Genomic DNA, 11,212 nt, shown 5'->3' on the forward strand with positions numbered 1-11,212 from the left:
CCGCCCTGCTCCGCGGTTCAGCGTGCGTACGCCGCACGGCTGTTGTTGATCTTCACCGAGCCCGTAACCGCGCTCCCGGCCGCACTTCTCCTCCTGCGGCCCACCTCCACCCCCAGGCCCGAGGGCCCGGCGAGTTATGCCGTACCCGCGGGCCCGCGGTCACCCCACCGCCTCCGCACCCGTGCCCGTGAACCCCCGACAGGCAGGAGCCCACCCATGTCTCGTACCGACTCGCGTACCGACTCCCGTACCGGCACGCGCGATGAAGAGTCCGTCTACGACCGTCGCAGACTCCGTCAGTGGCTCACGGGCGAGGCCAGGGCCGACGGCATCGAGCGACGCGACATGCTCCGCCTGCTGGCCGCCACCGGACTGGCCACCACAACCACCGCGGCCACCGCCGGTTTCGCCGCACCCGCCGTGGCCGCTCCCGGGACAGCCGCCGCGACCACCGACCGCGCGTCCGCCGCCGCCGTCCCCGGGATAGTCAAGCCGCTTCCCGACGTCTGGTTCACCGCGCGCGGTACGAACGCCGAGACCAGGTTCGAGGCACTGGCGGGCACCGGCCACCACACCCCCACGGACCGCTTCTTCGTCCGCAACCACACCGCCACCCCCGTCCTGGACGCGAACGCCTGGAGTGTCACCGTCTGGGGAGACGGCCTCGCGGGCGGCGGGTCCGCCGAGTTCACGCTCGACGACCTCAAGTGCCTGCCCGCCACCACCCGCAGCGCGTTCGTGGAGTGCGCGGGCAACGGCCGCAGCTTCTTCACGACACAGCAGGGCCAGACCGTGTCCGGCACGGCGTGGACCCTGGGCGCGATCGGCGTGGCCCGCTGGCGCGGGGTACGGCTCGGCGAGGTGCTGCGCCGCGCCGGGCTGAGCCGCGGCGCCGTGGACGTCCTGCCCCGCGGCCTGGACGCCGACTACGTCACGGCGGACGGCACGAACCTCGGCCGCGTCCGCCGCCCGCTGCCCCTGTCGAAGGCCCTGGACGACGTGCTGCTCGCGTACGAGATGAACGGCGAGCCGCTCCCGCCGGACCACGGCGGTCCCGTACGGGTTCTCGTGCCGTCCTGGATCGGGATCGCGTCGATCAAGTGGGTCGGTGACATCGAGGTCTCCGCCCAGCCGCTGTACTCCCCGTGGAACACCGACTTCTACCGGCTGTTCGGCGACGCGTACCCGGCGGGCGGCAGCGCCCCGCTCAGCCGTCAGACGCTCAAGTCGGCCTTCGAACTCCCATGGAACGCAAGCGTGGAGGCCGCCGCCGAGCACCGGCTCACCGGCCGTTCGTGGTCGGGCGCGGGCGCCGTGGCGCGCGTCGACGTGAGCACCGACGGCGGTTCGAGCTGGCGGCGCGCCCGTCTGCACGACGCCCCGCGCCGCGCCGACTGGGTCCGCTGGTCCGCCGACTGGCGTCCGGCGACCCCGGGAACGTACACACTCCTGGCCCGTGCGACCGACACCACGGGCCGCACCCAGCCGCAGACCACCGTCCACAACACCCAGGGCTATCTCTTCGACGCGGTCGTCCGGCACCCGGTCCGGGCGGTGTGACCCGCGCCCCGCGACGCCCACCTCCACGGGGAGCCCCGGCCGTCGCCCCGAGCCCCTGAAGGTTCGTAGGGTCCATCTGTACGATGACGCGCGGTGCGGCCGGGGTCCCTTGCCACCCGGCTGCCCCTCGGCGAGTTGTGAAGGCCGGTGCGGAGGATCTTCGCGAGGCTGCCACAACGTGGGACGCCTTGCACGGGGATCCGACCCAAGTGCGTGAGAAATCGTGAGATGTGGGAGCGTGAGTCGGGTGAGCGACGCACAGACCAACACCCTTCAATACCGCTTTGACGGGCCGGAAGACGCACCTGTCCTGATCTTGGGTCCCTCACTGGGCACCACCTGGCACATGTGGGACCGGCAGGTCCCGGAGCTGGCCAAGCAGTGGCGGGTCTTCCGCTACGACCTGCCCGGTCACGGCGGCGCACCCGCGCACCCGACCGGCTCGGTCACCGAGCTCGCCGAACGGCTGCTCGCCACCCTCGACGGGCTCGGCGTCCAGCGGTTCGGCTACGCGGGCTGCGCGCTCGGCGGAGCCGTGGGGGCCGAGCTGGCGCTGCGCCGCCCCGAGCGCCTCGCCTCGCTCACGCTGATCGCGGCCTCCCCGCGCTTCGGCACGGCCGACGAGTTCCGGCAGCGCGGTGTGATCGTCCGGTCGAACGGCCTGGACCCCATCGCGCGGTCGTCCCCCGAGCGCTGGTTCACGACCGGGTTCGCCGCGGCACAGCCCGCGATCACCGAGTGGGCCGTCCAGATGGTCCGCACCACCGACCCGGGCTGCTACATCGCCGCCTGCGAGGCGCTCGCCGCGTTCGACATCCGTGCCGACCTCGGCCGCATCGGTGTGCCCACGCTCGTCCTGGTCGGTTCGGACGACCAGGTGACCGGCCCCGCCGAAGCCCGCACCCTGGTCGCCGGGATACCCGACGCCCGCCTCGCGGTCGTGCCCGGCGCCTCCCACCTGGTCCCCGTGGAGCAGCCGGCGGCGGTCACGGACCTCCTCGTACGGCACTTCTCCACGGCCTGGCAGCAGCCCGCCTACGACTCGTCGACCGGGCAGATGTCGGTCGTGGTCCCGCAGGCGAGCCCGGTGCTCTCCGTGCCGCAGCAGGCGTCACCCGTCGCCGAGATCGCCCCGGCCCCGCAGCCCGAGGCGCTGCTGGGCAGGTCCGATCCGTACGACGCGGGCCTCAAGGTCCGCCGTGAGGTGCTCGGGGACGCCCATGTGGACCGGGCGCTGGCCCAGGCCGACGAGTTTTCCGGGGACTTCCAGGAGTTCATCACGCGCTACGCGTGGGGCGAGATCTGGGACCGGCCGGGCCTCGACCGGCGCTCGCGCAGCTGCGTCACCCTCACCGCCCTGGTCGCGGGCGGCCACCTCGACGAGCTGGCCTTCCACACCCGGGCCGCCCTCCGCAACGGGCTCACCCCCGTGGAGATCAAGGAGGTACTCCTCCAGGCGGCCGTCTACTGCGGCGTACCGGCCGCGAACAGCGCCTTCAAGGTGGCCCAGCAGGTCATCCGCGAGGAGACCACTCCGCAGGAGTGAGCGGCGGGAAAGGGCCCCCTCGGGTGGGCCCGCGCCGACGGGCGGAGGCAGGATGGAAGGCATGAAGTTCACAAAGAAGTCGCACGCCTGCGTCCGCCTGGAGAAGGACGGCCGCACACTCGTCATCGATCCCGGGGTCTTCAGCGAGGAGGACGCCGCGGTCGGCGCGGACGCGATCCTCGTCACGCACGAGCACCCCGACCACTTCAGCGAAGGGCACCTGCGGGCCGGTCTCGACGCCAACCCGCAGGCGGAGATCTGGACCCTGAAGTCGGTCGCCGACCAGCTCTCGGCCGCGTTCCCGGGCCGGGTGCACACCGTCGGGCACGGCGACACGTTCACCGCCGCGGGCTTCGACGTACAGGTCCACGGCGAACTGCACGCCGTGATCCACCCGGACATCCCGCGCATCACGAACGTCGGCTACCTCGTCGACGGCGGGCGCGTCTTCCACCCCGGCGACGCGCTCACCCTTCCCGACCACCCGGTCGAGACGCTGCTGCTGCCCGTGCAGGCCCCCTGGAGCAAGATCTCCGAGGTCATCGACTACGTCAGGGAGGTCAAGCCGCAGCGCGCGTACGACATCCACGACGCCCTGCTCACGGACCTCGCGCGCCCCGCCTACGACCGTCAGATCGGCACCCTGGGCGGCTCCGAGCACCTGCGTCTGGCCCCGGGCGAGACCGCCGACCTCTGAGTGGCCGATCTCCGACTGTCGGAGGCGCCCGGTAGGTTGTGGGGCATGCGTATCGCCACCTGGAACGTGAACTCGATCACCGCCCGTCTCCCGAGGCTGCTGGCCTGGCTGGAGAGCAGCGGCACGGACGTGCTGTGCATCCAGGAGACGAAGACCACCGCCGAGCAGTTCCCCACCGAGGAGCTGCGCGAGCTGGGCTACGAGTCGGCGGTGAACGCGACCGGGCGGTGGAACGGCGTGGCGGTGGTGTCCCGGGTGGGCCTGGAGGACATCGTGCGGGGCCTGCCCGGCGACCCGGGCTACGAGGGCGTCGAGGAGCCCCGCGCGGTCTCCGCGACCTGCGGGCCGGTCCGCGTCTGGTCGGTCTACGTGCCCAACGGCCGCGAGGTGGACCACCCGCACTACGCGTACAAGCTCCAGTGGTTCGAGGCCCTGAAGGCGGCCGTCGCGGGCGACGCGGCCGGCAGCCGCCCCTTCGCGGTGATGGGCGACTACAACGTGGCTCCGACGGACGACGACGTCTTCGACCGGGCCGTCTTCGAGGGCTCCACGCACGTCACGGAGCCCGAGCGCGCCGCGCTCACCGCCCTGCGCGGCACGGGCCTCACGGACGTGGTCCCGCGCCCCCTGAAGTACGACCACCCGTTCACGTACTGGGACTACCGCCAGCTCGGCTTCCCCAAGAACCGGGGCATGCGCATCGACCTGGTCTACGGCAACGCCCCCTTCACCAAGGCGGTGACCGACTCCTACGTGGACCGCGAGGAACGCAAGGGCAAGGGCGCCTCGGACCACGCCCCGGTGGTAGTGGACCTGGACGTATAGCCCCGCAAGGGGCGCGGGGAACTGCGCGCCCAGCCACATCGGACCCGCACCGGACACACGACCCAAGCCCCGTAAGGGGCGCGGGGAACTGCGCGACCAGCCACATCCGGCCCGCACCCGAACAGCGACCGGACCTGCCCAAAATCCGCCCCGCCCCAAAGAACCCCCTACAACAACCCCAGATCCACGGACGAAGCCAGCGCAGCGAGCCCCGCATCGCCAGGGTGCAGATGGTCTCCACTGTCATAGACAGGAAGAAGCCGCGCAGGATCCCCCGGATCCCGCAACACCGCGTCGAAGTCGAGCACCCCGTCGAACCCGGCATCGGCCGCCCCGGACCGGATCCACCGGTTCACAGCACTCCGCTGGGCATCGACATCGGCGGTGCACCGAGCCTCGCCCTCACAGGGCACGATCGTCGCGGCCAGCACCCGCAGCCCCCGCCCGTGCGCCCGCTCGGCGACCTCCTTCAGCCCCTCCACGACCTGCTCGGCACCGGCGCCCCAGCGGACGTCGTTGATCCCCTGGAAGACGACGACCGTACGCGCCGACGTCTGTGCGAGGACATCCCGGTCGAGGCGGTGCAGCGCGCTCACCCCGCCCGTGTCGGTGGAGACACCGTCACCGACGTACCGGTCCGTGACCACACGATTCGCCGAGATCCCCTGGTTGAGCACCCCATAGTGCGGCACCACATTCTGCTCCCGGAGCCGGTCGGCCAGCAGATCGGGCCAGCGCCGGTTCGCGTCGCGCGTCGACTTCTCGCCGTCGGTGATCGAGTCCCCGAGCACCACGACGGACCCCGGCCCGCCGTCTGCACCGCCGCCTGACCCACCGCCCGGTTCGTCACTCACGTCGACACCGGTCAGCAGCGGCCAGTTGAGGATCGTCGAGGTGTATGCGTCCGGGGCGGTGTCGCCGGCGTGGTCACCGGGCTCGCTGACGTACGACTGCTGCACGGCCAGGCTGTGCACGGGCGCCGCCGCCACCGTTCCGGGCAGGTGGAAGCTCACGAGGAGGTTGCTGTCCGCGGGCACGTCGAAGCCCAGCGGATCGCTGAACGCCTGCGCCCCCGCGGGGATCCCGGTGCCCGCGGAGCCCCCGAAGGACAGCGGCACGGGAGCGCCGCGCGGGCTCGCCCCGGACGCCTGCACCGCCACCGTCGCGCTCCCGATCCGTACGGGCGTGGCCGCGAAGGTGTTGTCGAGCCGGATCCGTACCCGTGGCCCGCCCGCCGAGGTGTGCACCACCAGCCGCAGTGTCCGGTCGGTCCAGGGCCCGACGGCCGGGTAGCCGGAGGTCGACGCGGCCCAACTGCCCGTCCAGCCGAGGCTGTCGGAGCGTACCGACAGGGCGAACACATGCAGGTCGTCGTTGTCCGGCAGGTCCACGGAGTCCACCGCGCGCCCTCGGACGAGCGGCACGGTCACCACGTACAGCCGTGCCTTCTCGGCGAGTTGGCCGTCGGGGGTGTTGACGTGGGGCAGGGCCACGGCCTTGGTGGCGAGCGGGCCGCCGCGCCAGTCCGACGCGCTCAGCCGGTACGAGGAACTGGACCCGTCGAGGTACCGCACCACGCCCGTGCCGCTCTCCTCGCCGCCGCCCGTGCCCGCGACCAGGAAGGCGAGCGCGTCACCGTGGCCGCGTACCCGTACGGACTGGCCGTCGGCGCGTACGTTGTCGGGCCGGCCCGGGGTCCGGCGGGGCCAGGTCAGCCGGGCGCCCTGGACGGTGAGTGCGCGTCCCGGTGTCCAGCCGGCGGCGGTGAGGTCCCGCGCCGACAGGGAACGGCCCGAGCCGTCGAAGTCCGCCTGGGCGGGCCGGGCGTCGTCGCTCACGGCCGTGTTGTCGAAGTGCCGCTCCAGGGGCAGCGGGCGCTCCTTGACCTCCGGAGCGGCCGTCGCACGGACCACCTCCACCGGAGCGACCGCGTCCGCCGCAGGGACCGCGTCCGCCGCAGGGACCGCGGCCGTCGCCGGGACCGCGGCCGTCAGCACTGACAGCAGGGTCAGGGCAACGGTGGTACTCCACACGCGTCGGCGCACACCGACTCCTCCCGCTCAGGATGCACCGTGAAGCTAAGGAGACGACGTGGTCCCGTCAATGAGGCAGGCGCGAACTGCGTGCGAACTCCCTGGGAACAGGCATTCCGCGCGCCCTGTGGTGCGGTGGGCGATATGGATGAAAGGCTGGGTGTATGAACATCCCTTTCCTGGGCAACTGGCGCAAGAAGCGGGGCCCCGCCCATGGGGTCGCGGTGTTCTCGGACAGCGAGAGCGACCACGAGGGGGTGGCCGAACTGCTCTCCGAATGTGAACTGCTCCGCTCCCAGGCCCATCAGGCGGGGATCGAACTGGACGACACCGTCGCCTCGTTGGAGGCACTCGACCAACTGCTGCCACGCTGGCGCGACGACGAGGAGAGCCTGCCCTGGCTCGGCAACGACGCCGGCCTCTACCTCGGCACGGTCATCGTGCGTACGGTGCCCGGCGCGCTCTGGGAGGTGTGGCCCAACGGTCAGCCGGTGGTGCGGCTGGTGTCGGGCCGGGAGATCGACGTGGTCGTGTCGGGCCGTGAATGGGCGGCCAGCGGAGTTCCCGAACTCTCTCAGCTGTACGCCGAGGTCGCGGAAGCGTGAAGCCCTGGCCCGTACTGGCGAAGTAAATACGGCTAATGCCCGAAAAGTGCGTGTCGTGTATTAAGTCCATCCTCGTCTGGATAGTTTGCCGCAATCGCGACACTGCTGAGAGTGGGTAGGGCTGAGCATGGCCGTCGATCCGTTGATCGAGCTGCGTCACGTCAACAAGTACTTCGGGGAGCTGCATGTCCTGCAGGACATCGACCTCACCGTCGGCAAGGGGGAGGTGGTCGTGGTCATCGGCCCCTCGGGGTCGGGCAAGTCGACCCTCTGCAGGGCGATCAACCGTCTGGAGCCCATCGGGTCGGGTGAGATCAGGCTGGACGGACAGCCGCTGGCCGAGGAGGGCAGGGAACTCGCGAAACTCCGCGCCGAGGTCGGGATGGTCTTCCAGTCCTTCAACCTCTTCGCGCACAAGACGGTCCTTCAGAACGTCTCCCTGGGGCAGATGAAGGTACGAGGCCGCAAGAGGGACCAGGCCGACAAGCGCTCGCTCGAACTCCTCGACAGGGTGGGACTAGCCTCGCAGGCGCCGAAGTACCCGGCGCAGCTCTCCGGCGGTCAGCAGCAGCGCGTGGCCATCGCCCGCGCCCTCGCGATGGATCCCAAGGCCCTCCTGTTCGACGAGCCGACCTCGGCGCTCGACCCGGAGATGATCAACGAGGTTCTGGAGGTCATGCAACAGCTCGCGCGCGACGGTATGACGATGGTGGTCGTCACCCACGAGATGGGCTTCGCGCGTTCGGCGGCCAATCGGGTCGTCTTCATGGCCGACGGCCGCATCGTCGAGGACCGCACCCCCGAGGAGTTCTTCACCGACCCACGCAGCGACCGTGCCAAGGATTTTCTCTCCAAGATCCTCACACACTGAGCGGGGGAGCGTGATCATGACCCGTACGGCACGTGCGGCACGTGTACGCCCTGAACCCGCGTCGGTTCCGCGCCTCGGCGCCGGTGAGGGCTTCCGCCAGGCCGGGGGACGGGCCGCGCCCGGTCTCGACTACGCTTTGTCGTTCATCCCCGCGGTGACAGAGGCTGTCGAAGGCGCCTCGGCCGACCCAGGGACGCTGCTGCCGGGCACGCGGTAGCGAGGGGCAATGGCCCGTCCGGCGGCAGCCGGGGATCACTGCTCACGCAGCGGGACCGACATGTACGTCGGCCGCTGGTGAGAAGAAGGTCAGCTGCGCCGGTCGGGTTGTGCTCCCCTCGCCACCGCCCTACTGCCCGGCACGATGGGTGGTGGTCCGGGTGGCCCCCTCGGGCAGGGGCGTCTGCGCGGCGCGGGTGACGTCCGCGACCAGCTCGACGACATCCGGCCCGTACGCCTGGGAGTTCACGACCTTCAGAAGGAGCGCGAAGGAGCTGTTGCCGTGCTTGCGGTACAGCCGCTCGTGGTTGCGGGCCAGATAGCGGGTCGCCGCCTGGTTGGTGATCGCGCGCTGCCCGCAGAAGAGGAACACGGGCCTGCCGAGGCCCGGCTGCCCGGCGGTGAGCCGCGCGAGCAGGACGTACTCGGCCACCCCGGGCTGCATACGGTGGCGATCGCTGCCTATCTGGAACGCCAGACGGTCCGGACCCGGCTCCGGATCGACGTTCACCCGCACACCCGGCAGCATGGCCTGCATATGGGCGGCCATCCGGCGGTTGGACCCCGGGCCGCCGACACAGAACTCCGTGCGCTCCCCGAAGCCCTGCCGGGCCGCGTCCTGGGTGATCACGTCGGCGTGCGCGTTGCAGTCCTTGATGAGCGCGGACAGCTCCAGCAGCGCGAACACGTCGTAGCGGTGCACGGCCAGGTCGGGGCTGCCGGCGTCGCGGTTGACCACGAGCAGCGACTCGGAGTGGTCGGGCAGCCCGAAGAAGACCTGCTTGCGGCGGAGCCTGCGCTTCCACAGGTAGGTCCGGGCGAGCCAGCCCAGCGAGGCGCTGAGGCCCGCCGCGACCACTCCGAGGACGATGTTGCGCACGTCGTCAGTCATGGGCGCGCATGTTAGCGGGCAAGCGCATCCGTGTTCGAGAGGCGCCTGACGCGGCCATGCCGAGGAAGTTACGCTGCGCAGGGAATCGCTGACTGGAGGTACTGATGGGGCGCTCGGTCGCGCGGAGACTTGCTGTGCTGGCGGTGTCGGCCGCTGTGGTGTCGGTGGGGGCGGCACCGCCCTCCTCGGGGACCGGCGGGAGCGGTTCAGGACCGGCCGGGAAGGTGCCGGTGGCCGTCGGCTACGGCGGAGCCGTCGCGAGCGTCGACGCGGACGCCTCGGCCGCCGGGGTGGAGATCCTCCGCGAGGGCGGCAACGCGGTGGACGCGGCCGTCGCCACGGCGGCGGCCCTCGGCGTCACCGAGCCGTACTCGTCGGGCATCGGCGGAGGCGGCTACTTCGTCTACTACGACGCCAAGTCCCGTACGGTGCATACGATCGACGGGCGGGAGACGGCGCCCCTGACGGCCGACTCGGGGCTCTTCCTGGAGAACGGGCAGCCGATCCCGTTCGCGGACGCGGTGACCAGCGGCCTGGGCGTGGGCACGCCCGGTACACCGGCCACCTGGCAGACGGCGCTGGACAGTTGGGGCAGCAAGCGGCTCGGGCCGCTGCTGGAGCCCGCGGAGCGGCTGGCACGGGACGGGTTCACCGTCGACGCCACGTTCCGCTCGCAGACCGAGTCCAACGAGGCCCGGTTCAGGAACTTCCCCGACACGGCCGACCTGTTCCTGCCGGGCGGCGCGCTGCCGGTGGTCGGCTCGACGTTCAAGAACCCCGATCTGGCGCGTACCTACCGGGAGTTGGGCCGCAAGGGCGTGGACGCCCTGTACCGCGGCGAACTGGCCGAGGACATCGTCGACACGGTCAACGAGCCGCCGGTGGACCCCGCTTCGGGATACGACGCCCGCCCCGGCGACCTGACGCTGAAGGACCTGGCGAAGTACCGGGCGAAGCGGCAGGCGCCCACGAAGACCTCGTACCGCGGTCTGGGCGTCTACTCCATCGCGCCCTCCTCCTCCGGTGGCACCACGGTCGGTGAGGCGCTCAACATCCTTGAGAACACCGACCTTTCGAAGGCCTCCGACGTCCAGTACCTGCACCGGTACATCGAGGCGAGCCGGATCGCCTTCGCGGACCGGGGCCGCTGGGTCGGCGACCCCGCCTTCGAGGACGTACCGACGAAGGAACTGCTGTCGCAGCGGTTCGCCGACTCGCGCGAGTGCCTGATCAAGGACGACGCGGTGCTCACCAGCCCGCTGGCGCCGGGCGACCCGCGCGACCCGGCGGCGTGCGCGACCGGGGGCAAGGCCGCGCCGACGACGTACGAGGGCGAGAACACGACCCATCTGACGGCGGCCGACAAGTGGGGCAACGTCGTCGCCTACACGCTCACCATCGAGCAGACCGGCGGCAGCGGGATCACCGTCCCGGACCGCGGGTTCCTCCTCAACAACGAGCTGACCGACTTCTCCTTCGCCCCGGCGAGCCCGGCCGTGCACGACCCGAACCTGCCCGGGCCCGGCAAGCGTCCGCGCTCGTCGATCTCGCCGACGATCGTGCTCGACCGCCACGCGAAGCCGGTGGTGGCGCTCGGCTCACCCGGTGGCGCGACCATCGTCACGACCGTGCTGCAGACGCTGACGGGCTTCCTCGACCGGGGCCTGCCGCTCGTCGACGCGATCGCCGCCCCGCGGGCCAGCCAGCGCAACCAGACGACCACCGAGCTCGAACCGGGCCTGTGGAACAGCCCGCTGAGGACCCAGCTGGAAGGCATCGGCCACGGTTTCCGCCAGAACCCGGAGATCGGCGCGGCGACGGGCGTCCAGCGCCTCCCGAACGGCAAGTGGCTGGCAGCCGCGGAGACCGTACGCAGGGGCGGCGGCTCGGCGATGGTGGTGAAACCGGCGCCCTAGGGCCTGTCTGAGCAATTCCCGTCGTCGCCCGGAGGGCGGGAATTGTCAGAC

9 protein-coding genes are annotated in these 11,212 nt (G+C 71.4%); 7 read left to right on the top strand and 2 right to left on the bottom strand.

The window, feature by feature from the left end; translation table 11 throughout:
• The first annotated feature begins 216 nt into the window (after positions 1-216).
• From ACFVH5_RS22965 to ACFVH5_RS22980, 4 genes are all read left to right on the top strand, one after another.
• Complete coding sequence (locus ACFVH5_RS22965) at positions 217-1,560, top strand: sulfite oxidase (RefSeq protein WP_385835484.1); 1,344 nt, start codon at positions 217-219, stop codon at positions 1,558-1,560.
• 247 nt (positions 1,561-1,807) lie between these two features.
• A complete protein-coding gene (gene pcaC, locus ACFVH5_RS22970) occupies positions 1,808-3,106 on the top strand; it encodes a 4-carboxymuconolactone decarboxylase (protein WP_385835485.1) in 1,299 nt (432 codons plus the stop codon).
• 61 nt (positions 3,107-3,167) lie between these two features.
• On the top strand, positions 3,168-3,803 hold the full coding sequence (locus tag ACFVH5_RS22975; RefSeq protein ID WP_384806945.1) for an MBL fold metallo-hydrolase: 636 nt from the start codon (positions 3,168-3,170) through the stop codon (positions 3,801-3,803).
• Between the two features lie 45 nt (positions 3,804-3,848).
• Complete coding sequence (locus tag ACFVH5_RS22980) at positions 3,849-4,628, top strand: exodeoxyribonuclease III (RefSeq protein ID WP_385835486.1); 780 nt, start codon at positions 3,849-3,851, stop codon at positions 4,626-4,628.
• A 167-nt stretch (positions 4,629-4,795) separates the two neighbouring features.
• Here ACFVH5_RS22980 and ACFVH5_RS22985 read toward each other — a convergent pair whose 3' ends face one another.
• Positions 4,796-6,673, bottom strand: coding sequence for an SGNH/GDSL hydrolase family protein (locus ACFVH5_RS22985; protein WP_385835488.1), 1,878 nt, complete (start codon positions 6,671-6,673; stop codon positions 4,796-4,798).
• 152 nt (positions 6,674-6,825) lie between these two features.
• Between ACFVH5_RS22985 and ACFVH5_RS22990 the strand changes: the two genes are divergently transcribed.
• A complete protein-coding gene (locus ACFVH5_RS22990) occupies positions 6,826-7,266 on the top strand; it encodes a DUF6278 family protein (RefSeq protein WP_210888516.1) in 441 nt (146 codons plus the stop codon).
• Between the two features lie 127 nt (positions 7,267-7,393).
• Positions 7,394-8,137 carry an amino acid ABC transporter ATP-binding protein gene (locus ACFVH5_RS22995; RefSeq protein WP_385835489.1) on the top strand — a complete coding sequence of 248 codons (744 nt, stop codon included), beginning with the start codon at positions 7,394-7,396 and terminating at the stop codon, positions 8,135-8,137.
• Positions 8,138-8,483: 346 nt separating this feature from the next.
• Here ACFVH5_RS22995 and ACFVH5_RS23000 read toward each other — a convergent pair whose 3' ends face one another.
• Positions 8,484-9,245, bottom strand: coding sequence for a hypothetical protein (locus ACFVH5_RS23000; RefSeq protein ID WP_385835491.1), 762 nt, complete (start codon positions 9,243-9,245; stop codon positions 8,484-8,486).
• 104 nt (positions 9,246-9,349) lie between these two features.
• On the opposite strand from ACFVH5_RS23000, the gene ggt reads away from it, so the two are divergent.
• Positions 9,350-11,161, top strand: a complete 1,812-nt coding sequence (gene ggt / locus ACFVH5_RS23005) for a gamma-glutamyltransferase (RefSeq protein ID WP_385835492.1) — start codon at positions 9,350-9,352, stop codon at positions 11,159-11,161.
• The last annotated feature ends 51 nt before the right edge of the window (positions 11,162-11,212 follow it).

Source organism: Streptomyces sp. NPDC127119 (assembly GCF_042677425.1).
Classification (GTDB): Bacteria; Actinomycetota; Actinomycetes; order Streptomycetales; family Streptomycetaceae; genus Streptomyces.

Coding starts and splice junctions, on each gene's coding strand:
- ACFVH5_RS22965 (WP_385835484.1), top strand. CDS start 217: ATGTCTCGTACCGACTCGCGTACCGACTCCCGTACCGGCACGCGCGAT.
- ACFVH5_RS22975 (WP_384806945.1), top strand. CDS start 3,168: ATGAAGTTCACAAAGAAGTCGCACGCCTGCGTCCGCCTGGAGAAGGAC.
- ACFVH5_RS22980 (WP_385835486.1), top strand. CDS start 3,849: ATGCGTATCGCCACCTGGAACGTGAACTCGATCACCGCCCGTCTCCCG.
- ACFVH5_RS22990 (WP_210888516.1), top strand. CDS start 6,826: ATGAACATCCCTTTCCTGGGCAACTGGCGCAAGAAGCGGGGCCCCGCC.
- ACFVH5_RS22995 (WP_385835489.1), top strand. CDS start 7,394: ATGGCCGTCGATCCGTTGATCGAGCTGCGTCACGTCAACAAGTACTTC.
- ACFVH5_RS23000 (WP_385835491.1), bottom strand. CDS start 9,245: ATGACTGACGACGTGCGCAACATCGTCCTCGGAGTGGTCGCGGCGGGC.
- ggt (WP_385835492.1), top strand. CDS start 9,350: ATGGGGCGCTCGGTCGCGCGGAGACTTGCTGTGCTGGCGGTGTCGGCC.